We start from the raw sequence: 23962 nt of genomic DNA on the forward strand, positions 1-23962 counted from the left end.
CGCGTCCTTCGACACGTGTCGCGCCACGAGGCTTCCCCACCTGTGGTATCGACACGCACGTGCTCTATCGAGAGTAGCGGGACTGGTGGGACTAATGCGACGCCTGTCACCGAGATGGGCTCCTACCAGCGCTAACGCACAAGCACCCGCGCGTGCAAGACCCCGGCGATCGCCCTTTCCGGGGAAATCAGTCCTCGTCGTGGGCCTTGCCGAGCTCCACGGAGCGGTCCTTCGCGGCCTCGATGGCGGCCAGCAGCGCGGCGCGGACGCCGTGCTTCTCGAGCTCGCGGATGGCGTTGATGGTCGTCCCGGCCGGCGACGTCACGGCCTCGCGCAGCAGCACGGGGTGCTCGTCGGATTCGGCGAGCATCTTCGCCGCGCCGACGGCCGACTGGATGATCAGCTGCCCGGCGAGCGCCCGCGGCAGGCCCAGCAGGATCCCGGCGTCGATCATGGCTTCGACCAGGTAGAAGAAGTAGGCGGGCCCGGACCCGGACAGCGCGGTGACGGCGTCCTGCTGGCCTTCCGGCACCTCGACGACCTGCCCGACGTGCGAGAGCAGGTCCCGCACCACGGCGAGGTGCTCGGCGGTGGCGTACCGCCCGGCGGAGATGGCGCTCATGGCCTCGTTGACGAGCATCGGCGTGTTCGGCATGACCCGCACGACGGGAACGCCCTCGGCGAGCCGCCGTTCGTAGAGCGAGGTGGGCAGCCCGGCGCAGAGCGAGACGACGAGCGAAGACGGCCCGAGCAGCGGCGCGAGTTCATCGAGAACGGGCTCGATGTCCTGCGGCTTGACGGCGACCACCAGGACGTCGGCCCGCTTGGCGGCTTCTTCGACCTCGACGCCCCGGATGCCGTAGCGGCTGGTCAGTTCTTCGACGCGCGCCGGGTACCGCTCGGTGAAGAGGAGGTCGCCTGCTTCGTGGCCGCCGTGCAGCAGCCCCGACAGCAACGCCTCACCGATCTTGCCCGCACCCAGCACCGCGATGACCGTCATGGACCCAAGCGTGCCAAACCGGCCGGGGGCGCCGAGTGCCGGGGCGAGGTCGCGGAGCGGGGCAGGCGGCGGGGCGCACCGGGCCGCTCGGACGGCCAAGCGCGCCCGCACCAGGACCGGCGCCCGGCTCACTACCGGAGCATGGCGAAGCCGCTCAGCGGGCAACCGGGCCGGCGGGCACCCCCACCGTGCCCACCAGAACCGCCGCAACCAGGGCTCAGCCGCCCGGTGCCGGGGCCAAGCCCAGCTGCCGGGCCTGGCACACCAGCCGCCCCTGGGCGTCCACCACCGTCGCGTCCGAGTCGAACCACGACTCGTGCACCGACCTCGACTCCACCACCACCCGCAGCCAGCCCGGGGCCGGGCGCGTGCGCAGCAGGGCCGTCAACTGGACCGTCGGTGCCCAGCCGATGCGGCCGAGGTTCATCACCACCGGCGGGTTCACGTCGGAGGCCAGCAGCGAAAAGTACGGGTCGACCAGGCTGTGCCGCGGCCGGACCCACAGCCGCATCCGGGGCGGCTCGCCCGTGCGGCCCGTCAGGTAGCCGGCGGTCGCCGGATCCAGCCGGACCTCGCACCCCTTGGCCAGGTTGAACGGCCCTTCGGTGCTCTCCGCCATCGCCAGCGCCCCGGGCGGTGGCTCGGCAGGCATCGACGGCACGTCGGTCCACTCCGGGCGGCGCATCGGGAGCCGTCCGGTCGTCACCCTGGCCTCGACGCAGCTGCGGCCGCGCTGCTCCAGCCGGACCTCGACCACCGTCGCGCGGCGGCCGACCTTGCGGATGTCCGTGCGCAGCAGCACCGGGCCGAGCGCGGGCGCGTGCAGGAACTCCGCGCTGACGACCAGCGGCTCCGCGTGCGGCTCACCGCGCTCGTGCAGGGCGGCGATCGCCGCCCGGGCCAGCAGGGCGAGCAGGAAACCCCCGTGCGGATGGGAACCGATGGCCCATTCCGCACGCAGCACCGCGGTGAAGGTGCCGTCCCCCAGCGACCGCGCCGCACTCGCCGTGTCGAAGGACACGGCGGTGCCGTCCAATCCGCTCACGAACGGTCCGTGCCATTTCGGGAATGGGGGCAGGTGACGAGCAACGAGAGCGACGGTTTCACGGTCCGAACTTTACGGGTTGTACCGGCGGAAATGCACTCGGGAGCAGCTACGCCGGCGCGGTTATTGCCCGAGGTGGAACCGCGCGAACAACAACGCCTCGGCCAGATCGCGGACGCGCTGGGCCGCGGTGACGGCGTGCCGGGTGTTGATCTCCAGCACGATCTGCCCGGCGAAACCGTTGCTGACCAGCTTCTCGAGCAGTTCGGCGCAGGGCTGGCCGCCGCGCCCGGGTACCAGGTGTTCGTCCTTCGGGACGCCGGTGCCGTCGGCCAGGTGGACGTGCGAGAGACCGTCACCCATCCGCTGGGCCAGCGCCAGCGCGTCCATCTCGGCTGCCGCTGTGTGGGACAGGTCGAGCGTGTAGTGCCGGAACCCGACGTCCGTCGGATCGATCGACGGCCGGAACGCGGACACGCGCGAATTCCTCGAACCACCCGGCGGCCGGACCTTGAACATGTTTTCCACGGCGATTTCGACGCCGCTCGACTCCTCCAGTTCGGCGACCAGATCGCCGAACGCATCGCCGTACCGGCGTTGCCAGCGGAACGGCGGGTGCACCACCACCGTGCGCGCGCCGAGCTCGAGGGCGGCGTCGACCGACATCCGCAATCGCACGACCGGATCCGGCGACCAGATCCGCTGGGTGATCAGCAGTGACGGCGAGTGCACCGACAGCACGGGCACGCCGGTGCGCCGCGACCAGCGCCGCAGCGCGGTGACGTCCTGGCTGACCGGGTCGGCCCAGACCATCACCTCGACGCCGTCGTAGCCGAGTTCGGCGGCCAGCTCGAAGGCCGTCCCCGCCTTGAGGGGCCACACGGACGCCGTGCTGAGTCCGACGGGGACCGGCTGCTCGTCTGTCACGCGCGCCATCCTGCCTCGCCCGCGGTGGGTGGGCGGCGCCGCCGGGCCGCTAACGGGACGCGGATCACCGCGTCCCGGGCACCTCAGCGGCCGACGAGCAGCAACGCCGCCGGCGACACCGTCACCACCAGGCCCACCAGCACCGCCAGCACCGTGGTCTGCAGGTCTTCCGCGCGGCGGATCTTCCGCACGATCCAGACCAGCGCGACGACCACCAGCAGGGCGGCGATCAGCGCGGCGGCCGGGATGTTCACCCACAGCCAGTTGAAGCCGAGCCAGACGGCGGCCCCGCCGACGACGCCCATCGCCAGCTGGCCGGCCAGGGCCAGCCACTGCTTGCCGGGCGAAGCCGCGGGTTCCGGCTCCGCGACCGGCTCGGGCGCGTCGTCGTACTCGTCGTCTTCGTAGCCTTCGCCCTGCTCGTAGGCGTAGTCGTCCTGCTCGAAGTCCGGGCCGTCCGCGGGGTAGCCGTCGTCGGCCAACTCGCGCTCGTAGGGCGCGAGGTCCTCCGGGATCGGTGCCCTCGAGGCCCGGTCACCGGGCGCGAACGGCATCGGCGGCGGGTACGCGCCGGTCGGCGGACCCTCGTCGTAGGCGGCCTGGTAGCCGCTGTTCTCCGGGGCGAAGCCGTCGGGCTCGAAGTCGTCCTCGGGGTAGCCGTCGTCCGGGGCGTCGGTGGGCACCACCGGCATGACGCCGATCTCGGTGTCCTCCATCTGCTCCTTCTGCCGCCGCTTGCGCCAGTTCGCCAGGCCCGCGGGCGAGGACGGCATGGGCGGCTCGGGCTTCTTGCCCTTCTTCGGCGCCGGCGGGGCGGGCGGCTCCTCGTCGGGGACCGCCGAGAACTGCTCGGTGTGGTCCTCGCGCTTCGGCTCCGGGCGGCGCGCCGGGGCGCGGCGCGGGCGGCCGGGTGCCGCGGGCGGCGTCGCGAACGTTCCGCTGGCCATCGGGGGGCCCGGCGGGATGTCGATGTCGGCGTCCGGGGTGCCGTTGAGGCCGTCGAGCCGGGCCGACAGCGGGCCGCCGGGGGGCGGGGGCGTCGGCAGCTGCTGCGACGGCTGGGGCGGCACCGGGAGCTGCTGGGACGGCGGCGGCGGGCCGGGGCGGCGGCGGACCGGCGGGACGGCCCGGGTCTCCTCGGCCGACGGCGGGGTCGGCAGCTGCTGCGACGGCTGCGGCGGCACCGGGAGCTGCTGGGACGGCGGCGGGGGCTGGCGGCGCGGCGCGGCACGCGGCGGCACCGGCAGCTGGGCCGACTCCGGCGGCCGCGGCTTCACGGGCTCCGGCGCGGCCGGGCGCGAAAACTGGCCCGATTCCTGCGGCGGCCGGGCGAACTGGCCGGACTCCTGCGGGACCGGGCGGGCGTACTGGCCGGACTCGGCACCGCCGGGGGCGGGCCGCGCCGGGGGCGGCGGCACCGGCCGGGGCAGCGGCTGGGAGTCCTGCGGCACCGCGCGGGGCGCGGGCGGCGGCGGGGACGGCGGCTCGGCGCGACGCCGTCCGGCGGGGCGCGCGGGGGGTGCCGGCGGGGGCGGCGTGCCCTCGGACGCCACCCGGTCGATGATCGCCTGCGGGCCGGTGTCGCTCACGCCCGGCCGCCGGTGCGAACCGGTGGCGCCGGGCGGGGCTTCGGGGGTGGCGGGTTCGTCGTCGTCATCGACGGCGCGCCGACGGCGACGGCGTCCGCCGTCGACCTGGGCACCGTGCTGGGCGAGCAGCTCAGCCACGGTCTTCTGCGGCTGGTCGCCTCCGGTCTGGTCCGTCATACCTGGTGATCCCCTGCGCGCACCGAGTTACTGTCGGCACCTCGCGGAGTGGTACCCGACGGCCCACCGGCGGCGCCGCGCGCGCTGTACACCGACCTGTGCATGTCCGTCACCTCTCCACCGTGCCCGTTATCCGTCCGGGAAGTCCAGCCGCGTGCTTTCACCGGTCCTCCTGTGCGCCGAAGCGCCCCACGAGGGCGGCTCCAGTCTCATCCGCGCCGTTCGAATGGTCCAGCCGCCGCAGGATGACACCCTCTCGCAGAGCCCACGGGCAGATCTCGAGTTCCGGCACACCGAGCGCCCGCATCGTCGCCTGCGCGACGAGCGCACCCGCCACGAGCTGGTGCGATCGGCTCGAGCTGACGCCCTCGAGCTGCGCGAGATCGGCCGAGGGCATCCGCGAAACGAAGGCCAGGAGCTGGCGCAATGCGGTGTCGGTGAGCGTACGTCGGACGCGCGGTCCCGCCGCCGAGGGGGCGGCGCCGGTCAGCCGGGCGAGGGAGCGGAACGTCTTCGACGTCGCCACGACCCGATCGGGTTCACCCCATTTGGTGACCTTGCGCGCGAGGTCGGCGAGCTGGTCGTCCAGCCACGCGGACGTCGCGACGAGTTCCGAGCGCGTCGGCGGGTCGTGCTTGAAGCGGGTGCGCGTGGTGCGGCCGGCGCCCAGGGGCAGCGATTCGGCCAGCACCGGCTCCTCGTCGCGGCCCATCGCGACCTCGAGCGAGCCGCCGCCGATGTCGAGCACCAGCAGCTGCCCGGCCGACCAGCCGTACCAGCGGCGGACGGCGAGGAACGTGAGCCTCGCTTCGTCGGTACCCGAAAGGACCTGCAGGTCGACGCCGGTCTTGTCGGTCACGCGGGCCAGCACCTTGGCGGAGTTCTTCGCTTCGCGGACCGCGGAGGTGGCGAACGCCATCAGCTCTTCGCAGCCGAGCCGCGCGGCGGACTCCTTCGCGGATTCGACCGCGGTCACCAGCTCGTCGGCACCGGCCTTGGAGAGCTCGCCGCCGGGGGTGATCTGCTCGGCCAGCCGGAGCACGGTCTTCTCGGAATGCATCGGCGTCGGGTGGGCGCCCCGATGGGCATCGACCACGAGCAGGTGGACGGTGTTGGAACCGACGTCGAGTACCCCTAGGCGCACGGGGGTCCAGGGTACCGGGCCCAGCGGCAGGTCTCGAACATGTAACCAACAACACTCGGTGCGGTACCGCCCCGGCGCGCCTCCGCGGCGGCCGAAACCGGGCGATACCGCACCGGAATGCCGTTTACGTCTCGAACTTGTAGCCCAAGCCGCGAACCGTGACGAGGTGCCGCGGCGAGCCCGGGTCGGGTTCGATCTTCGAGCGGAGCCGCTTCACGTGGACGTCGAGCGTCTTCGTGTCGCCGACGTAGTCCGCGCCCCACACCCGGTCGATCAGCTGCCCGCGCGTCAGCACGCGGCCGACGTTGCGGAGCAGGTACTCGAGCAGATCGAACTCCTTGAGCGGGAGCGACACGTCGGCGCCGTCGACAGTCACGACGTGCCGCTCGACGTCCATCCGGACCGGGCCGGCCGAGAGCACCAGCGGGGCCAGCTCGCCCTCCGAGCCGGGCTCGCCGCCGCGGCGCAGGACCGCGCGGACCCGGGCGATCAGCTCGCGGGCCGAGTACGGCTTGGTGACGTAGTCGTCCGCGCCCAGCTCCAGGCCCACAACCTTGTCGATCTCGCTGTCGCGCGCGGTCACCATGATGACCGGCACGGCGGAGCGCTGGCGCAGCTGCTTGCAGACGTCGGTGCCGCTCATCCCGGGCAGCATCAGGTCGAGCAGCACGATGTCGGCGCCGTTGCGGTCGAACTCCTCCAGCGCGGCCTGCCCGGTGCCGGCCACGGCGGCGGTGAACCCTTCCTTGCGCAGCAGGAAGGCGAGGGGGTCGGCGAACGACTCCTCGTCCTCGACGATGAGAACCCTGGTCACAGGTTTCCTCCATGATCTGGGCTGTCCTGCCCGGTAACCACGAGCCTGGGGGTGCGCTCGGGGGTCTTCTCCTGCCGCGGTGCCGGCGAGGTCTTGGCCGCCCGCGCCGGCTCGGTGGCCGGTTCGGGGCGGACGTGCGCGGGGATGCGCAGGGTGAACGTCGAGCCGGTGCCCGGACGGCTCCACAGCCCCACCGAGCCGCCGTGGTTGGCCGCCACGTGCTTGACGATCGCCAGGCCGAGGCCGGTGCCGCCGGTGGCGCGCGAGCGGGCCTTGTCGGCGCGGTAGAAGCGCTCGAACACGCGCTGCTGCTCGTCCTCGGCGATACCGATACCGCGGTCGGTGACGGCGATCTCGACCATCCCGTCGGCGAGCCGCCGGGAGATCGACACCGGGCTGCCGGCCGGCGAGTACGCGACAGCGTTCTCCAACAGGTTCGACAGCGCGGTGACCAGCAGCGTGCGGTCGCCCTCGACGAGCAGGCCGCTGGGGTGGTCGGTGGTGATGCCGATGTCCGCGGACTCGGCCGAGAGCGTGGTCCGGCCGAGCGCCTCGCGGACGACGGCGTCGACCTCGACGACGTTGAGGTCGGGCAGCCGCTCCGCGCCCTGCAGCCGCGACAGCGCGATCAGCTCGGTGACGAGCTGGCCGAGCCGGGTGGACTCGCGCAGGATCTTGCCGCCGAAGCGGCGGACCTCGGCGACGTCCTCGGCGGCGTCGAGCACCGCCTCGGTGAGCAGCGCGATCGCGCCGACCGGGGTCTTGAGCTCGTGGCTGACGTTGGCGACGAAGTCGCGGCGCACGGCCTCCAGCCGGATGGCTTCGGAGTGGTCGATCGCCTCGACGACGGTGAAGCCGTCGCCCAGCGGCCGGACCTGGCCGAGCACCGCCTCCGGCTGGCGGCCACGCGCTTCGAGCGGCGAAAGGTCGATTTCCAGCGGTTCTTCGGTTTCGACGACCTGCTCGGCGGCCTTGCGGGCCCGCGGGTCGGCCTGGTTGACCTTCACCAGCCCCAGCTCGTACGCGCGTGGGTTGTGCAGCACCATGTCGCCGAACCGGTTGAGCACGACGACACCGTTGTTGGACGACCGGACCAGCCGCTCGAGGAGTTCCGCGACGGTCGGGCCCGGCGGCCGGACCTCTTCCCGGCGGGTGCGCACCCGCGCCAGGATGTAGCCGGCCACCGCACCGGCCACCAGTGCGCCGATGGCCAGTGCGAGTGAAACAGGCGTGGTCACGGGCCGATCGTAAGCTGAGAAGTGGCCCTTCGGCCTAGCGTTGTCCGCCTTGTCGTGAGCACCGCGACACCTGCGGAGGACATGTTCGCCGGGGCTTCAGGCGGCGTTCACCCGATCGATTCCCCGGCGAGACATTCCGGGCGAATTCACCCGAGGGCCGCCAGGTCTTCGGCGGTGAGCTCCAGCGTCGCCGCGGCGACGTTCTGCTCGAGGTGCGCGACGTCGCCGGTGCCGGGGATGGCGAGCACGTGCGGTCCTTGGTGGAGGGTCCACGCGAGCCGCACCTGCGCCGGGGTGGCGTCGTGGCGGCGCGCGACCTCGGCCACCCGCGCGTCCTCCCCCGTCCCGCTGGCGACGGCGAAGAAGGGCACGAAGGCGATCCCCCGCTCGGCGCACATCCGGACGAGTTCGTCGTCCTCGCGACGGGCGGTCAGGCCGTACTGGTTCTGGACGCAGACGACGGGCGCGATCGCGAGGGCCTCGGTGAGGTGCTCCGGGCCGACGTTGGAGATGCCCAGCTCGCGGATCAGCCCGGCTTCGCGCAGTTCGGCGAGCGCGCCGAAACCGTCGGCGAGCGAGCCGGTGCCGCGGTCGAGGGCCTGGCCGATCCGGTAGTTGACGACGTCGAGGTGGTCGAGGCCCAGCTCGCGCAGGTTCTCTTCGACCTGGGCGCGCAGCTGCTCCGGGCGGGCCGTGTGGAAGGTGCCCTCGAAGTCGCGGCCCGGCCCGACCTTGGTGGTGATGACCAGGTCGTCGTACGGCGAGAGCGCGCTGTTGATGAGTTCGTTCGCCGAGCGCGGGCCGGCGAAGTAGAACGCGGCGGTGTCGATGTGGTTCACGCCGAGCTCGACGGCGCGGCGCAGCACGGACAGGGACGTCTCGCGGGCGCGGATGCCGCCGTCCGAAGTGGACACCAGGCGCATGGCGCCGAACCCGAGGCGGTTGACTTCGAAGGAGCCGAGCTTCCAGGTGCCCGCCGCGGCGGCGGGGAGCGTGTTCGTGGTCATGGCACCAGCCTTCCGGCGCAGCCCGCGTGACCTCCGGGTTTGGCAGCTTGCTGCCACACTGGAACACGTGGAGAAGGTGACTGACGTCGTCATGGTGCGCGGCGAAGCGGAGCTGTTCGAGCGGACGGCCCACCTCTTCGAGCTCGCGACCGAGGTTTCGTGCGCGGCCCGCGACCTGCACACGTGGTCGGTGGCGCACCCGAGCGCGCCCGAACGCGAGCAGTCGGTGCGCGGGATGACCCTGCGCAAGATCTACCTGCCGGGCGTGCTGTTCGACCCCGCGCTGGCCGGCCACCTGCGGCAGATCGCCGCGCACGGCGCCCGGATCCGGATCACCGAACGCGAGATCAACGAGACGATCCTGCTCGACCGGCGCTTCGCGATCGTGGCCGGCGACCACGTCGGCGGTGTCCGCGGCTACACGGTGATCAGCAACCCGGACCTGGTCCAGGGCATCCAGTCGCTGTTCGAAGCGGCTTGGGACGCCGCGACCGACCTCGAGTCCTACCAGGCGCGGTTCACCGAGCTGGGCGCGCGGGAGATCCTGGAGCAGCTGGCGTCGGGCTGCAAGGACGAGACGGCGGCCCGGGTCCTCGGCGTCAGCCTGCGCACCTACCGGCGCCGGGTGGCGGAGCTGATGGAGCTGCTGGGCGCGTCGTCGCGGTTCCAGGCCGGGGCCCGGGCCCGCGAAGCCGGGCTCCTGTGAGGCGGGCGCTGCCGGCGCTGCTCCTGCTGACGTCCGCGTGCACGGTGACCGGCACGGCGGTGCCGGTCGGCGGCAACCTGGCGCTGGTCGACGCCCGGCGGACGGGCGCCGCCCTCGACGCGGTGAAGACGGCCGCCGAGGCGGTGTTCAGCTACGACTCGGCGAGCCCGGGCGCCTTCGACCAGGCCGTCGCGGCGAACGTCACCGGCCCGGCGAAGGACCAGCTGACGCGGTTGTTCGACCAGATCCGGAAGAGCCCGCAGCCGGTGCACCTGGTCACGCGGGTGCGGCAGGCGGCCGCGCTCGAGTTCACCGGCGACAAGGTCCGGGACCTGGCCGTGCTGCAGCAGGACAGTGCTGCAGCAGAACGGGGCGCCACCAAGGGCCTGGCCACGGTCGCGTTCACCGCGGTCCGGGAAGGCGGGCGCTGGCGGCTCTCCGACATCGCGGTGAATCCGGCGCAACCGGCGCCGGCACCGCAGCCGGACGACGGCAGCACGGGTGGGACGCGCGACTCCGCGCTGGCGGGCGCCCGCGCGGCGGCCGGCGCGCTGTTCACGACCGACAGCACCGATCCGGAAGGCAGCTACGCGCGAGCCGAAGCGGTGACAGCCGGGCCGCTGGCGGACGACTACCGCGCGAAGAAGGCGTCCTACGTCGAGGCGATCCGCCGGAGCGGCACGAAGGTCGCGCTCGGCCCGGACCCGATGGCCGGGGTCGTCGCGCTCACCGGCGGGCGGGCGATCGTGTTGTTCTTCACGACGCTGCAGGTCACCGACCCGGCGGGAAAGGCGACCAGCCGCCCCTTCACGACCGAACTGGACGTCGTCCGGGAAGGGGCAGGCTGGAAGGTGACCGGTGTCCGGCCGGTCACCGCGGCCTAGCTCAGCGGCCCTGGTTCGCCACCGCGGCGGCGGCTTCCTTGGCGGCGTCGGGGTCGAGGTACTCGCCGCCCGGCTTCACCGGCCGCAGGTCCTCGGTGAGGTCGTAGCGCAGCGGGATGCCCGTCGGGATGTTCAACCCCGCGATGTCGGCGTCGGAGATGCCGTCGAGGTGCTTGACCAGCGCGCGCAGCGAGTTGCCGTGCGCGGCCACCAGCACCGTCTTGCCCGCGCGCAGGTCCGGCACGATCTCGGACTCCCAGTACGGCAGCAGCCGCTCCACGACGTCCTTCAGGCACTCGGTCAGCGGGGCCTGGTCGCCGAGGCCGGCGTAGCGGGCGTCGCCCGCCTGGCTCCACTTGTCCTTCGGGTCGATCGCCGGCGGCGGGGTGTCGTACGAGCGGCGCCAGAGCATGAACTGCTCCTCGCCGAACTCGTTCAGGGTCTGCTTCTTGTCCTTGCCCTGCAGGGCGCCGTAGTGGCGCTCGTTGAGGCGCCAGTCGCGCTTCACCGGGATCCAGTGCCGGTCGGCGGCGTCCAGCGCGATGTTCGCGGTGGAGATCGCGCGGCGCAGCAGCGAGGTGTGCACCACGTCCGGGAGCAGCCCGGCGTCGGCCAGCAGCCGGCCGCCCTGGCGGGCTTCGCTCTCGCCCTGTTCCGAAAGCGGTACGTCCACCCAGCCGGTGAACAGGTTTTCCGCGTTCCACGTGCTCTGCCCGTGCCGCAGCAGCACCAACGTCCCAATCTCGGCCATAGCCCACAGCCTGCCAGAACGCACCACGCAGCCGACTGGTGACCTCCGCCGCAGCGGCTGTCCTACCCAGAGTGTGTTACTCGGAAGTAACACCTCACTCTTCGACAAGTCCGCCCGCCAACAACGCGCAAAATTCCGGCGGCGGACTGCACACTGTTATCGACATTGTGAAAATTCACTCGAACGGGCTAGCCAGTAGCCTTGTGATTACCCGGCGGGATCTGACAGGTTGGCTACGTCCCGAGCGGCCGGATTCCACGCACTCCCCGGCCGGATTCGGGCATTGACCGCGGCTCGTCTCCCCCCTGCCGAGCCGCGGCCCGCCGGCCCCGTTGGCACCCCCCTCGCCACCGGGTCCTGATCGGCGGGAACTTCAGCGGGGCGGCTCGAGATCGCGACTCCCCCTCCCTCGAGCCGTCCCGCCTGTTCCGCTCAGGTCTCGCTCGGAGCCGGCGCCGGTTCCGGCGCGGGCGTCCGGCGACGGCGGTGGAGCCACCAGCCGAGCCAGCCCAGTGGCACCAGGAACAGCAGGAACGGCGCGAGCGCGCCCAGCACGGTCAGCAGGCCGCCGCCGAAGATGAGGAACGCGTGCCAGCCGCCGGCCAGCCCGCCGAGGAAGCCGCTGTGGTCCTCACCCGGCGGCGGAGGTGCGGCGACGTTGCGGATGGTCATCGCCACGGTCGCCATCGCGACGCTGCCCGCCAGCGAATTCCGCTGCTGCTCGAGTGATTCGAGCGCCGCCTCGCGGCTCGTCAGCTCGCTTTCGACCGAAGCGATCTCGGACACCGAAGTGGCCTTCGCCAGCAAGGCGCGGATCCGCTCCACCGACGCCCGCTGCGTCGCCAGCCGCGCGTCGACGTCGACGACCTGCTCGGTCACGTCCTGGGTGGTCAGCTCCCGCTTCACCAGGTTGCCGAGGTGCACGAGCTGGTCGAGCACGCCGTCGAGCCGGTCGGCGGGTACCGCGAGGTTGAGTGTCGCCAGCTCTTCACCGGTGCTCTCCTGCCCGGTGTAGCCGCCGGCGCCCTGCGCGATCCCGCGGGCCTGCGCGACGACGTCGACCACTTTGGGGGCGGTCAGTTCCAGCCGGGCGCTGCGCGAAAGCTTGCGTTCGGTGGCGCCCGGCTGCGGCGGGGTCACCTTCTCCTGCCCGGATTTACCGGTGCCCTGCTGCGGCGCGGCCGGTACCGGCCCGGAGCCGGCACTGTCCGCCATGGACGATTTCCCGTCCTGGCCCGCCGAGCAGCCCGCCAGCACGAACGCCACGCCCACGACCGCGAGCCCGGCTCTCCATCGAGTCCGCATCCTGCGTCTCCCTCCAGTTCGACTGGCGAGGAGACGGATGTCCGGATCAGGACCGTTGCACGGCCCGGGTCACGACTCGGTCAAGCCCGGTTCGTGCGGCTTCTCCGGCGCGACGAGGTGCTTGAACGCCTGGAGGTTGGCCAGGGATTCCCCCCGGGAGACGCGCCAGTCCCACTCGCGCTTGATCGACGTCGCGAAGCCGATCTCGAGCAGCGTGTTGAAGTCGCCGTCGGCCGCTTCCAGCACCTGGCCGAGCACCTTGTCGAGCTCGTCGGCGCTCATCGTCTCCTTGCCGAACCGGCCGACCAGGTAGATGTCCCCGAGATTGTCCACTGTGTAATGGACGCCGTAGAGCTTCGCGTTGCGCTGCAACAGGAAGCGGTAAACGTCCTCATGGGACTCATCGGGACGGCGGCAGACGAAGGCCTCCACCGAAAACGCGTGGTCGCCGTCGACCAGCCACGCGTTCGTCTGCAGCTTCTTCGTCCCCGGCAGCGTGACGAAGTACTTGCCCGGCCCGCGTTTGTCGTACTTCAGCTCGGCAGAGTCCAAAGTAGACTGGATCAGCTCGTCCAGGCTCACACCGCCACCTCCGCGCGCAGGTCCAGCGCGCGAGAGAAGGCGCTGGTGGCCTGAGCATAGATGTCCAGGAGCGCGTCCGTCGTCCGGCGCCAGGAGAACCGGCGCGCGTGCACGACGGCGTTGGCGGCGAGTTCGGCGCGCCGGTCCGGGCGGAGCGCGACCGCGGCCAGCGCGTCCGCCCACTCGTCGGCGCCGTGCCCGGGCACCAGCAGCCCGGAGACGCCGTGCGGCACCGCCACCGGCAGCCCGCCGACCTCGGCGGCGACCACCGGTGTCCCGCACGCCTGCGCCTCGAGGGCGACCAGGCCGAACGACTCGTTGTAGCTGGGCACCGCGACGACGTCGGCGGCGCGGAAGACGCGGGCGAGGCGCTCGCCGGGCTGCGGCGGCAGGAACCGGACCTGGCCCTCGATGCCGAGCGAACCGGCCAGCTCGCGCAGGGCCTGCGGCTGCTCGAGCCCGGTGCCCGACGGCCCGCCGACGATCAGCACGACCAGCCGCGGAGCCAGCTCGGGGCGGCGGCGCAGCATCGCGGCCGCGGCGTGCAGCAGCACGTCCGGCGCCTTGAGCGGCTGGATCCGGCCGGCGAAGGCGAGCACGACGTCGTCGTCGGCCAGGCCCAGCTCCGCGCGGGCCGCGGACTGGGAGCCCGGCGTGAAGCGTTCGAGGTCGACGCCCGGCGGCACGGCGTGCACCGCGTCCGGCTCGGCGTCGTAGAGGTCGATGAGCTGACGCGCCTCGACCGCGGTGTTGGCGACCAGCCGGTCGGCCTCGGCAACCACCTGCTCCTCGCCGATCACGCGGACGCGCGGTTCCGGCTTGTCGCCCTCGGCGAGCGCGGCGTTCTTGACCTTCGCCAGCGTGTGCGCGGTGTGCACCAGCGGCACGGACCAGCGGTCACGGGCGAGCCAGCCGACCTGGCCCGAGAGCCAGTAGTGCGAGTGGATGAGGTCGTAGTGGCCGGGTTCGTGGAAGGCCTCGGTCCGCAGCACGCCGGAGGTGAACGCGCACAGCTGGGCGGGCAGCTCGTCGCGGGCCAGCGGCTCGAACGGGCCGGCCTGCACGTGCCGCACGGTCACCCCGGGCGCCAGCTCGGCCACCGGCGGCTGGCCGGAGGCGGTCGCGCGGGTGAACACCTCGACCTCGACGCCGCGGCGGGCCATTTCAGTGGCGGTCTGGCTGACGTAGACGTTCATCCCGCCGGCGTCGCCGGTTCCGGGCTGCTCGAGCGGCGAGGTGTGCACGGACAGCACCGCGATCCGGCGCGGCACAGCGCGGAACCTCCGGATGTTGCTGGTCACCTGGGTCACGTCTCCTGCGTACGTCAGCATTCCTCGGCGAACTGCCGGAGCACCGCGTCGAACTCGGCCGCGGACTCGGCGAAGGGCGCATGCCCCCCGTCAAGGAACCAACGCCCGGTGGCACCCGGAATCTTCCCGATGGCGTGCTCCGCCGCCGCGGAGTCGATCACACGGTCGTGCGAGCCGTGCACGACCAGGGTGGGTTTGTCGATCCCGGCCAGCACGTCTTCGCTGCCGACGTCCCGGCGGAAGAGCGCCGAGCGAACCGAAGGCGGCACGCTGAGCGAAGCGCCGAGCAGGGCCTGGACCTGCGCGCCGGGCACCGGCCCGGTGACCATCTCGCGGTTGAACGCGGTGAGCGCCGGGATCGCGATGTCCGGATCGTCCGAAAGCATCGCCCGCATGTGCTCGCGCATCAGCGCGCCGACGCGGCCACCGGGCCGGTCGCGGCCGATCTCGGTGATGGCGCCGACGAGCACGAGCCCGCGCAGGCGTGCGGTGCCGTGCACCCGGATGTGGTCGGTCAACACCAGGCCGCCGTAGGACCAGGCGACGACGATCGCGTCCGGGCCGGCGAAGTCGAGCACCGCGGCGAGGTCGTCCGCCCAGACCTGCGGGTTGTCGTACCCGGAGGCCGGGACGTCGGAAGCGCCGTGTCCCCGCAGGTCCATGGCGACCAGGCGGAACCGTTCGGTCAGGGCCGGGTCGGCGAGTTGCGCGGCCCAGCACCCGCCCGACTGCGCCCAGCCGTGCACGAACACGATCGGCCTGCTGTTTTCGGCGCCCTCGACCCGCAGGCCGAGCCGGACTCCGCCGTGCCCGACGACTTCGGTGCGCACGGGCTACTTCGCACCCAGCCCTTGCCAGGCCGCCCAGCTGTAGTTCCAGTCCTTGACGTCCGAGTTCATCGGCGGGGACAGCTTCGAGCCGGTGATCTCGACCGGGTCGCCGATCATCGCCGAGTCGAAGTAGTCCTTGGCGTCGGCTTCGAGGAGGTTGACGCAACCGTGGGAGTTGTTGGTCTTCCCGATGTTGGCCGCGTTGTCCTGGTTCTCGTGGATGAACTCGCCGTGGTTGGAGAACCGGCAGGCCCACTTCTTGTTGACGTTGGTGTAGCCGTAGCGGGCGTTGTCGAAGATCGCCGACGGCTCCTTGCTCATCACGATGTAGGTGCCGTTCGGGGTGTTGCGGTCGACCTCGCCGTCCAGCCCGTTCGCGCACGGGTAGCTCTTGACCTGGGCGCCGCCGCGGTAGACGTGCATCTGATGGTCCGGCGTGTTGATCTTGACGACCTGGTTGCGGCCGATCTTGAACTTCGTGGTGACGTCGGCCTTGCCGTACGCGCCGCCGCCCAGGTCGACCCCGTAGAGCTTCGCCTCGACGTTCACGGTGACGTTCTGCGGCCAGTACTCCTTCGGCCGGTAGTCGACCTGGCTGTCGGACAGCCAGCCCCACGCGCCCTCGACGTCCTTGTCCGTCTTCACGGACAGGGCCTTCTCCACCGCCTTGCGGTCCTTGACCGGCGACGCGAACTTGACGCTGATCGGCATGGCCACGCCGACGGTCTGGTTGTCGGCCGGGTTGAGCGTGGCGCGGACCTGCTTGGCCGGGGCGATCGTGGCGAAGCTGCCCTTGAACTCGACCGGCTTGCCGTCGGAGCCGGTGGCCTTGGCGGCGTAGGTGTAGGTCTTGCCGTAGCCGAGCGGCTCGGAGCTGGTCCAGGTGAGGCCGTCGGGCGAGAGGTCGCCCTTGACCTCCTTGCCGCCGTCGGCGCTGAGCTTGCACTCGGTGAGCTTGCCGTCGGCGACCTTGAGCACGGCGGGCTTGAGCACCGGGACGTCCTTGGCGTCGGCGGCGGGCTCGGCCGTGATCTTCGCCACTGGCTGCGCGCCACCGCCCTCGCCGTCGCTGTTGGCGCCGGTCGGCTTCGCCGTGCCGCCCGTCTCGCTCGAACACGCGGCGGCGGCCAGTGCGGCCCCAGCCGCCAGAGCAGCCTTGAAGACCGTACGCCGTTCGATCACCGAAACCTCCTGAAATCCCCCGCCGACCAGCGGGCACACGCCCTTTAGCGCTGGTAGCCCGGCCGACGTTACCCGCTGATGGGCAAAGTCCAACCAGTCAGGTGGCGACGCCTTTGTCGACAAAGACGTCCTACACACGTACGGGTTGCCCGGTTCGGCTCAAATCACGCAGTTGATCAGCAGGGGTTCGGGGTGCAGCCGGACGCCGAAGCGCTCCTGGACGCCGTCGCGGACCTCGCGGGCCAGGGCGAGCAGGTCCTCCGTCGTCGCGTCGCCGCGGTTGGTCAGCGCCAGCGTGTGCTTCGTCGACAGCGAAACGCGGTTCCCCGGACCGGGGTACCCCTTGCCGAAGCCGGCGCGCTCGATCAGCCAGGCCGCGGACAGCTTGACGCCGCCGTCGGCCGGGTACTGCGGCGCCTCGGCGCCGACGACCGACGTGATCCGCGCGAGAACCGCCTCGGCCTCGGCGCCCGGCACGATCGGGTTGGTGAAGAACGAGCCTGCGCTCCACGTGTCGTGGTCGTCCGGGTCGAGCACCATGCCTTTGCCGCGACGCAGCTCGAGGACGGCTTCGCGGGCTTCGGCGGCCGGGACGCGGGCGCCGATCTCGACGCCGAGCGTGCGCGCCAGCTCGGCGTAGCGGATGGGCACGGAAAGGCCGTCTTCGCGGACCTCGAAGCGGACCGAGAGGACGACGCCGGTGTCCGTGCCCTTGAGGACGCTGGTGCGGTAGGCGAAGCCGAGTTCGTCGGCCTTGAGCGTGCGCACTTCGCGCGTCCCGCGGTCGTACAGCTCCACCGAGACGATCGACTCGGCGACTTCGCAGCCGTACGCACCGACGTTCTGGATCGGTGTCGCGCCGACGCTGCCGGGGATGCCGGAGAGGCATTCGAGCCCACCCAGCCCGGCCCCGACCAGCGCGGCGACGAACGCGTCCCAGTTCTGGCCGGCTTCGACGTCCACGTGGTGGCCGTCACGCCGCCAGCCGGTGTTCGCCACCTCGACGAGCGTGCCGTCGAACCCCGCGTCGCCGACCACCAGGTTGGAGCCGCCGCCGAGCAGCAGCACCGGCTCGCCCGCCGCGTCCGCCTCGCGGACCGCCGCGACCAGGTCTTCGCTGGTCACGGCGCTGACGAAGCGGCGGGCCGGGCCGCCGAGGCGCAGCGTGGTGTACGCGGCGAGCTTCGGGAGTTCGGAAGTACGGTTCACCCGCCTGACGGTACTGTTCGGTCCATGGGATCCCGGATCGAGCACCGCGCTGCGTTCACCGCGGACGTCGCGTCCACGTACGCGGCCGTCGCCGGCGAAGCGGCGCTGCGGGCGCGCCTGGAGGAGCTCGGCGGGCACAGCGCGGCGCTGCTGGCGTACGAGTTGTCCGACGCGGGCCTGCGGTACCAGCTGCGGCAGGGCATCAGCGCCGACAAGCTGCCGCAGGCGGTCCGGACGCTGCACAAGGGCGATCTGCTGGTGACCCGCACGCAGACCTGGCGCGTGAGCAACGACGGCACCGGCCACCAGGGCAACGCCACGGTCGAGGTCGGTGGCGTCCCGGGCGAGATCACCGCGCGGACGGCGTTGCTGGCCAACGGGGACCAGACCGTGCTGCGGACGAGCGGCGAAGTGACGGTCCGGATCCCGCTGTTCGGCGGGAAGCTGGAGAGCGTGATCGCCGACCAGGTCACGAAGCTGCTGGAGCGCGAAGCCGAATTCACCGCGAAGTGGCTCACCGAAGCAAACTGAGCCCGGTCGGCGCGCCGACGCGCGGCACGACCAACCCGAACCGCCTGCGCCGGGTCGACCGCTGGATCGCGTCCGCGCCGGCCACGTCCCGGCTGCTGCGTTCGGCCGACGCGCCCCTGGTCGTCGACCTCGGGTACGGCGCTTCCCCGGTGACGACGGTCGAGCTGGCGCGCCGGCTGCGCGGTGTCCGCCCGGACGTCCGCGTGCTCGGCCTGGAGCTGGATCCGGTGCGGGTGGCCGCCGCGCAGTCCGCCGCGGCGCCGCCCCTGCTGGACTTCCGCCGCGGCGGCTTCGAGCTCGCCGGGACGCGGCCGGTGCTGGTGCGGGCGTTCAACGTGCTCCGGCAGTACGCGGAGGACGAGGTCGCGGGCGCGTGGGACCTGATGCTCGGCTCGATGCCCGCCGAGGGCCTCCTGGTCGAGGGCACCTGCGACGAGATCGGCCGGCTGTCGACGTGGGTGCTGGTCTCCCGGGCCGGGCCGGTCTCCCTGACGTTGTCGATGCGGTTGGCCGGGCTCGAGAAGCCGTCGACGATCGCCGAGCGGCTGCCGAAGGCGCTGATCCACCGGAACGTGCCCGGTGAGCGGGTCCACTCGCTGCTGTCCGCCCTGGACGCCTGCTGGGCGACGTCGGCTCCGCACCAGGCGTTCGGCGTGCGGTCGCGCTGGCTGGAGACGGTTCGGTTGCTGGCCGCGCGCGGCCGGCCGGTGCTGGGCCCACCGTCCCGGATCCGCCTCGGCGAGCTGACCGTGCCGTGGACGGCGGTCGCTCCCGCCTGAACGTTCACCGGGCCACCCCCGCTGCGTCACCCGCGGGTGACCTTCGGTGATCACCATTGAGCCGTGGAACTCCTGGGGCAGGTCACCGAGCTGCTGCGCGATGCGCTCGGCTCGCCGTGGCTGTGGGTGGTCGTCTTCGCGGTGTCCGGGTTGGACGCGCTGCTGCCCTTCATGCCCAGCGAAACCACGGTCGTCACCGTCGCCGTCCTGCTCGGACCCGATCCCGCGCAGCTGACGCTGCTCGCCGCGGTGGCGGCCGGGGGCGCGTGGGCGGGCGACTGCCTCGGGTACGCCGTCGGCCGGGCGGCCGGGCCGCAGGCGATCGCGCGGCTGCAGCGCGGGCCCGACGGACGCCGTCGCTACGAGTGGGCCCTCGACCAGGTGCGCCGCCACGGCGGGCTGCTCATCATCGCGGCCCGCTACCTGCCGGGCGGCCGCGTCGCCAGCGCGCTCGCGAACGGCAGCCTCGGCTACCCGCTGCGCCGGTTCGTGCCGCTCGACGCCGCCGGCGCGGCGATCTGGGCGGTGTACAGCGTGCTGATCGGCTTCGCGGGCGGAGCCGCTTTCGCCGACGAGCCGGCCAAGGGCTTGCTGCTGTCCTTCAGCCTGGGCCTGGGTTTGGTGGTCGCCATCGAGGCCGGGCGGCGGCTACGGTCGGCCCATGCTCGAAGCGATCGACGTCCACGCGGACGGGCTGAAGCGGGCGGCGCTGGCGGCCGGGCCGTCGGCCCGGGTCCCGAACTGTCCGAAGTGGACTGTCCATGACCTGGTGACGCACATCGCGTTCGTGCACGGCTTCGCGGTCGGCCTGGCGGTGAACCGGCCGGTGCGACCCGAGCCGCCGTCGGGCTGGGACGACGTCCTCGGGTGGTGGGACGGCCAGCGCCTGGCCCTGCGCGAAGCACTCGGCCGCGACCCGGAAGCCCCCGCTTTCTCGCCGTACCCGGGCTTCGCCACGACGGTCGGCGACTGGACGCGGCGGATGGCGCACGAGACGGCGATCCACCGCCTCGACGCCGAATCGGCCCTCGAAGACGGCCCGGAGACGCGCTTCTCCCCCGCGTTCTCGAACGACGGGATCGACGAGTTCCTGACCTACCTGACCCCGCGCCTGGGCAACAAGGCCGACGTCCGCGTCACGACACCGGAGCGCACGTGGGTCCTCGGCGAGCCCGGCGCGGAGGTCACCGGCGCCGCCGACGAGGTTTACCGGGCGCTGTGGGGACGTCCGCACCAGGCGTCGGTCACGGGTGACCTCGCACCACTCGCGGCGCCCTGACCAGCGCCAGGGAGAATGCACGGCGTGACCGCTCCCGAACGCCGCTACGTCATCACCTTCGGCTGCCCCGACCGCACCGGCATCATCGCCCGGATCTCCGGGTTCCTCGCCGAGCACGGTGGCTGGATCGTCGAGGCGGCCTACCACACCGACCCGGACACGGGCTGGTTCTTCACCCGCCAGGTGGTCCGGGCCGACTCGCTGCCCTTCGCCGCCGACGAGCTGCGCGCCCGCTTCGCCGAGGTGGCCGCGGAGCTGTCCGCCGAGTCGAGCTGGCAGGTCAGCGACACCGGCGAGCGGCGCCGCGCGGTGATCCTCGTCTCCAAGGCCGGGCACTGCCTGTACGACCTGCTCGGCCGGGTGGCTTCCGGGGAACTCGACGTCGACGTCGCCGCGGTGATCGGCAACCACGACTCACTGGCCGACATCACCCGCGCGCACGGCATCCCGTTCCACCACGTGCCGTTCCCGCCCGGCGACAAGGCGGCGGCGTTCGAGCGGGTGCGCAAGCTGGTCGACGAGCACGACCCGCACGCGGTGGTGCTGGCCCGGTTCATGCAGATCCTGCCCGCGGACCTGTGCCGCGAGTGGGCCGGGCGGGCGATCAACATCCACCACAGCTTCCTGCCGTCGTTCATCGGCGCGAAGCCGTACCACCAGGCCCACACGCGCGGGGTGAAGCTCGTCGGCGCGACCTGCCACTACGTGACGGCGGACCTCGACGCGGGCCCGATCATCGAGCAGGACGTCATCCGCGTCGACCACGGCGACTCGGTCGAGGACATGGTCCGCAAGGGCCGGGACATCGAAAAAGTCACCCTCGCCCGCGGCCTCCGGTGGCACTTGGAGAACCGCGTGCTGGTGCACGGCAACCGCACCGTGGTGTTCTGACGCGGTTGCCGTGCCCGGGAGGTCACGCGCCGATGGTCTTGGCGTCGATGACGAACCGGTAGCGCACGTCGGAGTTCTCGACGCGCTCGTAGGCCTCGTTGACCTTGTCCGCGGAGATGGTCTCGATCTCCGCGCCGATGCCGTGCTCCGCGCAGAAGTCCAGCATCTCCTGGGTCTCGGCGATGCCGCCGATCATCGAGCCGGCCAGCACCTTGTTGCCGCCGATCAGCGAGAACGCGCGGTAGGCCAGCGGCTCGCCGGGCGCGCCGACGTTCACCATCGCGCCGCCGACCCGCAGCAGGCCGAGGTAGGCGTCCACCGGCAGCTTGGCCGACACGGTGTTGAGGATGATGTCGAACTTGCCCCGCAGGACGTCGAACGTCGACTCGTCGCTGGTGGCGTAGTAGTCCTTCGCGCCGAGCTTGAGGCCGTCCTCCTGCTTCTTGAGGCTCTGGCTCAGCACGGTCACGTCGGCGCCCATCGCGGCGGCGATCTTGACGGCCAGGTGGCCGAGCCCCCCGAGGCCGATCACGGCGACCTTCTTGCCGGGGCCGGCGCCCCAGTGGTGCAGCGGCGAGTAGGTGGTGATGCCCGCGCACAGCAGCGGCGCGGCGACGTCGAGGCCGATGCCCTCCGGGATGCGGCAGACGAAGGCGTCCTTCACGACGATCTGGTTGCTGTAGCCGCCGTAGGTGTTCTCGCCGTCGAACCCGACGCCGTTGTAGGTCTGGACGTTGCCGTTGACGCAGAACTGCTCGGTGCCGGCCAGGCAGTATTCGCACTGGCCGCAGGAGTCGACCATGCAGCCGACGCCGACGCGGTCGCCGACCTGGTACTTCGTGACGTCCGAGCCGACCGCGGCGACCACGCCGGCGATCTCGTGGCCCGGGACCATCGGGAAGATCGCCTGCCCCCAGTCCTCCTTGACCTGGTGGATGTCGCTGTGGCAGATGCCGGCGTAGGCGATGTCGATCAGCACGTCGCCGGGACGCAGGTCACGGCGCTCGATCGTGGTCGGCGCCAGCGGCGCGCCCGGCGCCGGAGCGGCGATGGCGTGCGTGGTGGTGCTCATGGAACCCTCCAAGTTCAAGTACCGTTGTTCGTAAGAGGCCTCTTACATCTCTACGTAAGAGGTGTCTTACATATTTCGACCGAGAGATGTGATCCAGGTCATGGGCGGCAAGTACCACCACGGCGACCTCCGCGGCGAGCTCGTGCGCGTTTCGCTCGACCTGATCGCCGAACAGGGGCTGGCCGGATTCTCCGTGGCGGAGGTCGCGCGCCGGACGAAGGTCAGTCCAGGTGCGCCGTACCGGCACTTCGCCGACCGCGAGACCCTGCTGGCCGAGGTCGCCTGCCACATCGCCTGCCAGCTGGCGGAGCGCGTCGCCGCGGCGGCCGGCGAGCACGAGAACCCGGCGGACGCCCTGGCCGCGGCCGCGGGCGCGTACACGCGGTACCTGATCGAGCGGAGGGCGGGGATGAACGTCATCTACGCCGACGGCCTGCACGGCCCGGAGCACGTCGGCCTGCACGAGCAGACCCGACGGCTGACCGACGAGTTCCTGATGCGCTGCCTGGCCGTCGCCCCGGACCCGGCGACGGCGCTGGAGCTGATGGAGCAGCTGTTCACCCAGGCCCACGGCTACGGCACGTTCCAGCTCGACGGCGTCTTCGTGAAGCACGGCTATTCGGCGGACCTGGTGGTGCAGAAGTCCACCGAGGCCGCGCGGATCGTGATCGCGGGCCGGACTGTCGGTGGTGACCGCTAGGTTGGGCGCATGGGGATCATCCAGGGGACAGTCGTCGACTCACACGAGGCACTGCGCGAGGTCGTCGGCGAGGTGGCCGAGCTGACGCAGAAGAAGGTCATCGACCGGATCGACGAGCACGCCCGGAACCTGATCGCGCACTCGCCGTTCGTGCTGCTGGCCACGTCGGCGCCGGACGGCAGCTGCGACGTCTCCCCGCGCGGCGACCCGGCCGGCTCGGTGCTGGTGCTCGACGAGAAGACGCTGGTCCTCGCGGACCGGCCGGGCAACAAGCTGATCGACAGCTTCCGCAACATCGTCGACAACCCGCACGCCGGGCTGCTGTTCCTGGTGCCGGGCATGAACGAGACGCTGCGGGTCAACGGCCGCGCGAAGCTGGTGTCGGACGCGCCGTTCTTCGACGACCTGGTGGTCAAGGGGAAGCGGCCGCAGCTCGCGGTGGTCGTCGAGGTCGAAGAGCTGTACATGCACTGCGCGAAGGCGTTCCTGCGGTCGTCGCTGTGGCAGCCGGAGACCTGGCCGGACCGCTCGACCCTGCCTTCGCTGGGCACGATCATGCGTGACCAGATGGCTTTGCCGATCGCCGCCGAAGAGCTCGACGCGCGGCTCAACGAGCGGGCGTTGACCCAGCAGTACTGATCCCGGCGACGACGTCGAGGAGGCCGGGGAACTTCGCCTCGAACTCCGGGTGGCGCAGGCGCACGAACGTGCCGTTGCCCGCGTCGCGCTGCCGGACCAGGCCGGCCTGGCGCAGCACCTTCCAGTGGTGCGTGCGGGTCGACTTGGCGAGCGGCAGCGGGAACGACGAGCACGCCCGCTCGCCGCCGTCACCGCGGAGCAGTTCGAGCACCACGGCGCGGCGGTGCGGGTCGGCGAGGGCGGACAGCACCGTGCCGAGGTCGACATCGGCCATTTCCGGAATCGGCAGTTCACCGGGCATGCTGGACATGGTACGACATCTGTCGTACCTTCGGTCAGGTACGAGAACCTTCGAACCTCCGGAGTGCCGC

Annotated in this window: 26 protein-coding genes; 9 read left to right on the top strand and 17 right to left on the bottom strand. The window is 72.0% G+C overall.

The window, feature by feature from the left end; all coding sequences use genetic code 11:
* Positions 1-187 precede the first annotated feature (187 nt).
* The 8 genes from proC to ACFVYA_RS05530 all read right to left on the bottom strand — a co-directional run bounded on the left by proC (position 188) and on the right by ACFVYA_RS05530 (position 8941).
* Positions 188-1000: a pyrroline-5-carboxylate reductase gene (gene proC, locus ACFVYA_RS05495; RefSeq protein ID WP_285987912.1), complete on the bottom strand. Its 813-nt coding sequence runs from the start codon at positions 998-1000 to the stop codon at positions 188-190.
* Positions 1001-1217: 217 nt separating this feature from the next.
* Positions 1218-2036 carry a thioesterase family protein gene (locus ACFVYA_RS05500; RefSeq protein WP_387042852.1) on the bottom strand — a complete coding sequence of 273 codons (819 nt, stop codon included), beginning with the start codon at positions 2034-2036 and terminating at the stop codon, positions 1218-1220.
* A 132-nt stretch (positions 2037-2168) separates the two neighbouring features.
* Positions 2169-2981: a sugar phosphate isomerase/epimerase family protein gene (locus ACFVYA_RS05505; protein WP_387042729.1), complete on the bottom strand. Its 813-nt coding sequence runs from the start codon at positions 2979-2981 to the stop codon at positions 2169-2171.
* Positions 2982-3055: 74 nt separating this feature from the next.
* On the bottom strand, positions 3056-4738 hold the full coding sequence (locus ACFVYA_RS05510) for a hypothetical protein (protein WP_387042732.1): 1683 nt from the start codon (positions 4736-4738) through the stop codon (positions 3056-3058).
* A gap of 160 nt (positions 4739-4898) precedes the next feature.
* The gene (locus ACFVYA_RS05515; RefSeq protein WP_285987909.1) at positions 4899-5882 is read right to left on the bottom strand and encodes a Ppx/GppA phosphatase family protein; all 984 of its coding nucleotides are present in this window, start codon (positions 5880-5882) and stop codon (positions 4899-4901) included.
* A 124-nt stretch (positions 5883-6006) separates the two neighbouring features.
* Positions 6007-6696 carry a response regulator transcription factor gene (locus ACFVYA_RS05520; RefSeq protein ID WP_013222396.1) on the bottom strand — a complete coding sequence of 230 codons (690 nt, stop codon included), beginning with the start codon at positions 6694-6696 and terminating at the stop codon, positions 6007-6009.
* Positions 6693-7934 carry a sensor histidine kinase gene (locus tag ACFVYA_RS05525; RefSeq protein WP_387042735.1) on the bottom strand — a complete coding sequence of 414 codons (1242 nt, stop codon included), beginning with the start codon at positions 7932-7934 and terminating at the stop codon, positions 6693-6695. The genes ACFVYA_RS05520 and ACFVYA_RS05525 overlap by 4 nt, the downstream gene beginning before the upstream one ends.
* Positions 7935-8080: 146 nt before the next feature.
* The gene (locus tag ACFVYA_RS05530) at positions 8081-8941 is read right to left on the bottom strand and encodes an oxidoreductase (RefSeq protein ID WP_387042738.1); all 861 of its coding nucleotides are present in this window, start codon (positions 8939-8941) and stop codon (positions 8081-8083) included.
* 67 nt (positions 8942-9008) lie between these two features.
* Here ACFVYA_RS05530 and ACFVYA_RS05535 point away from each other — a divergent pair, with 67 nt between their 5' ends.
* Together ACFVYA_RS05535 and ACFVYA_RS05540 are read left to right on the top strand one after the other, a co-directional pair.
* Entirely contained in the window at positions 9009-9647 is a 639-nt protein-coding gene (locus ACFVYA_RS05535) for a DNA-binding response regulator (protein WP_387042741.1), read from the top strand.
* Positions 9644-10531 carry a hypothetical protein gene (locus ACFVYA_RS05540; RefSeq protein WP_387042743.1) on the top strand — a complete coding sequence of 296 codons (888 nt, stop codon included), beginning with the start codon at positions 9644-9646 and terminating at the stop codon, positions 10529-10531. Before ACFVYA_RS05535 ends, ACFVYA_RS05540 begins: the two co-directional genes overlap by 4 nt.
* A 1-nt stretch (position 10532) precedes the next feature.
* On the opposite strand, the gene ACFVYA_RS05545 is transcribed toward ACFVYA_RS05540, so the two are convergent.
* The 7 genes from ACFVYA_RS05545 to ACFVYA_RS05575 form a co-directional block, all read right to left on the bottom strand.
* Positions 10533-11282 carry a phosphoglyceromutase gene (locus ACFVYA_RS05545; RefSeq protein WP_285987904.1) on the bottom strand — a complete coding sequence of 250 codons (750 nt, stop codon included), beginning with the start codon at positions 11280-11282 and terminating at the stop codon, positions 10533-10535.
* Positions 11283-11714: 432 nt separating this feature from the next.
* Entirely contained in the window at positions 11715-12587 is an 873-nt protein-coding gene (locus tag ACFVYA_RS05550) for a DUF4349 domain-containing protein (protein ID WP_285987903.1), read from the bottom strand.
* A gap of 69 nt (positions 12588-12656) precedes the next feature.
* Positions 12657-13169: a YbjN domain-containing protein gene (locus ACFVYA_RS05555; RefSeq protein WP_103337278.1), complete on the bottom strand. Its 513-nt coding sequence runs from the start codon at positions 13167-13169 to the stop codon at positions 12657-12659.
* Positions 13166-14470, bottom strand: coding sequence for a D-inositol-3-phosphate glycosyltransferase (gene mshA / locus ACFVYA_RS05560; RefSeq protein WP_387042853.1), 1305 nt, complete (start codon positions 14468-14470; stop codon positions 13166-13168). Before mshA ends, ACFVYA_RS05555 begins: the two co-directional genes overlap by 4 nt.
* A gap of 23 nt (positions 14471-14493) precedes the next feature.
* Positions 14494-15309 (bottom strand): alpha/beta fold hydrolase, encoded by an 816-nt coding sequence (locus tag ACFVYA_RS05565; RefSeq protein WP_387042747.1) that lies wholly within the window; start codon positions 15307-15309, stop codon positions 14494-14496.
* 3 nt (positions 15310-15312) lie between these two features.
* A complete protein-coding gene (locus ACFVYA_RS05570) occupies positions 15313-16491 on the bottom strand; it encodes an Ig-like domain-containing protein (RefSeq protein ID WP_285987900.1) in 1179 nt (392 codons plus the stop codon).
* A 159-nt stretch (positions 16492-16650) separates the two neighbouring features.
* Complete coding sequence (locus tag ACFVYA_RS05575) at positions 16651-17700, bottom strand: UDP-N-acetylmuramate dehydrogenase (protein WP_387042750.1); 1050 nt, start codon at positions 17698-17700, stop codon at positions 16651-16653.
* A 24-nt stretch (positions 17701-17724) separates the two neighbouring features.
* On the opposite strand from ACFVYA_RS05575, the gene ACFVYA_RS05580 reads away from it, so the two are divergent.
* The 5 genes from ACFVYA_RS05580 to purU all read left to right on the top strand — a co-directional run bounded on the left by ACFVYA_RS05580 (position 17725) and on the right by purU (position 21180).
* Positions 17725-18231 (top strand): DUF2505 domain-containing protein, encoded by a 507-nt coding sequence (locus tag ACFVYA_RS05580; protein ID WP_387042753.1) that lies wholly within the window; start codon positions 17725-17727, stop codon positions 18229-18231.
* On the top strand, positions 18210-19010 hold the full coding sequence (locus ACFVYA_RS05585) for a class I SAM-dependent methyltransferase (RefSeq protein WP_387042755.1): 801 nt from the start codon (positions 18210-18212) through the stop codon (positions 19008-19010). Before ACFVYA_RS05580 ends, ACFVYA_RS05585 begins: the two co-directional genes overlap by 22 nt.
* Before the next feature lie 63 nt (positions 19011-19073).
* A complete protein-coding gene (locus tag ACFVYA_RS05590; protein WP_387042758.1) occupies positions 19074-19775 on the top strand; it encodes a DedA family protein in 702 nt (233 codons plus the stop codon).
* Positions 19672-20289, top strand: a complete 618-nt coding sequence (locus ACFVYA_RS05595; RefSeq protein ID WP_387042761.1) for a maleylpyruvate isomerase family mycothiol-dependent enzyme — start codon at positions 19672-19674, stop codon at positions 20287-20289. The genes ACFVYA_RS05590 and ACFVYA_RS05595 overlap by 104 nt, the downstream gene beginning before the upstream one ends.
* A 15-nt stretch (positions 20290-20304) precedes the next feature.
* A complete protein-coding gene (gene purU / locus ACFVYA_RS05600) occupies positions 20305-21180 on the top strand; it encodes a formyltetrahydrofolate deformylase (protein ID WP_387042763.1) in 876 nt (291 codons plus the stop codon).
* 22 nt (positions 21181-21202) lie between these two features.
* Here purU and ACFVYA_RS05605 read toward each other — a convergent pair whose 3' ends face one another.
* The gene (locus tag ACFVYA_RS05605; protein ID WP_387042766.1) at positions 21203-22252 is read right to left on the bottom strand and encodes an NAD(P)-dependent alcohol dehydrogenase; all 1050 of its coding nucleotides are present in this window, start codon (positions 22250-22252) and stop codon (positions 21203-21205) included.
* A gap of 100 nt (positions 22253-22352) precedes the next feature.
* Between ACFVYA_RS05605 and ACFVYA_RS05610 the strand changes: the two genes are divergently transcribed.
* Together ACFVYA_RS05610 and ACFVYA_RS05615 are read left to right on the top strand one after the other, a co-directional pair.
* Positions 22353-22952: a TetR/AcrR family transcriptional regulator gene (locus ACFVYA_RS05610; protein WP_387042769.1), complete on the top strand. Its 600-nt coding sequence runs from the start codon at positions 22353-22355 to the stop codon at positions 22950-22952.
* A 9-nt stretch (positions 22953-22961) separates the two neighbouring features.
* The gene (locus ACFVYA_RS05615; protein ID WP_387042772.1) at positions 22962-23591 is read left to right on the top strand and encodes a pyridoxamine 5'-phosphate oxidase family protein; all 630 of its coding nucleotides are present in this window, start codon (positions 22962-22964) and stop codon (positions 23589-23591) included.
* On the opposite strand, the gene ACFVYA_RS05620 is transcribed toward ACFVYA_RS05615, so the two are convergent.
* Positions 23560-23892 (bottom strand): ArsR/SmtB family transcription factor, encoded by a 333-nt coding sequence (locus tag ACFVYA_RS05620; RefSeq protein WP_387042775.1) that lies wholly within the window; start codon positions 23890-23892, stop codon positions 23560-23562. The two genes, ACFVYA_RS05615 and ACFVYA_RS05620, sit on opposite strands and share 32 nt — an antisense overlap.
* Between the last annotated feature and the right edge of the window lie 70 nt (positions 23893-23962).

Source organism: Amycolatopsis sp. NPDC058278, from assembly GCF_042881395.1.
Lineage (GTDB): Bacteria > Actinomycetota > Actinomycetes > Mycobacteriales > Pseudonocardiaceae > Amycolatopsis.

Excerpts from the sequence above, each read along its gene's own strand:
- ACFVYA_RS05530 (WP_387042738.1), bottom strand. The coding sequence starts at position 8,941 with ATGACCACGAACACGCTCCCCGCCGCCGCGGCGGGCACCTGGAAGCTC.
- ACFVYA_RS05545 (WP_285987904.1), bottom strand. The coding sequence starts at position 11,282 with ATGGCCGAGATTGGGACGTTGGTGCTGCTGCGGCACGGGCAGAGCACG.
- ACFVYA_RS05620 (WP_387042775.1), bottom strand. The coding sequence starts at position 23,892 with ATGCCCGGTGAACTGCCGATTCCGGAAATGGCCGATGTCGACCTCGGC.
- ACFVYA_RS05595 (WP_387042761.1), top strand. The coding sequence starts at position 19,672 with ATGCTCGAAGCGATCGACGTCCACGCGGACGGGCTGAAGCGGGCGGCG.
- ACFVYA_RS05505 (WP_387042729.1), bottom strand. The coding sequence starts at position 2,981 with ATGGCGCGCGTGACAGACGAGCAGCCGGTCCCCGTCGGACTCAGCACG.
- ACFVYA_RS05610 (WP_387042769.1), top strand. The coding sequence starts at position 22,353 with ATGGGCGGCAAGTACCACCACGGCGACCTCCGCGGCGAGCTCGTGCGC.
- ACFVYA_RS05605 (WP_387042766.1), bottom strand. The coding sequence starts at position 22,252 with ATGAGCACCACCACGCACGCCATCGCCGCTCCGGCGCCGGGCGCGCCG.
- ACFVYA_RS05580 (WP_387042753.1), top strand. The coding sequence starts at position 17,725 with ATGGGATCCCGGATCGAGCACCGCGCTGCGTTCACCGCGGACGTCGCG.
- proC (WP_285987912.1), bottom strand. The coding sequence starts at position 1,000 with ATGACGGTCATCGCGGTGCTGGGTGCGGGCAAGATCGGTGAGGCGTTG.
- purU (WP_387042763.1), top strand. The coding sequence starts at position 20,305 with ATGCACGGCGTGACCGCTCCCGAACGCCGCTACGTCATCACCTTCGGC.
- ACFVYA_RS05550 (WP_285987903.1), bottom strand. The coding sequence starts at position 12,587 with ATGCGGACTCGATGGAGAGCCGGGCTCGCGGTCGTGGGCGTGGCGTTC.
- ACFVYA_RS05510 (WP_387042732.1), bottom strand. The coding sequence starts at position 4,738 with ATGACGGACCAGACCGGAGGCGACCAGCCGCAGAAGACCGTGGCTGAG.
- ACFVYA_RS05615 (WP_387042772.1), top strand. The coding sequence starts at position 22,962 with ATGGGGATCATCCAGGGGACAGTCGTCGACTCACACGAGGCACTGCGC.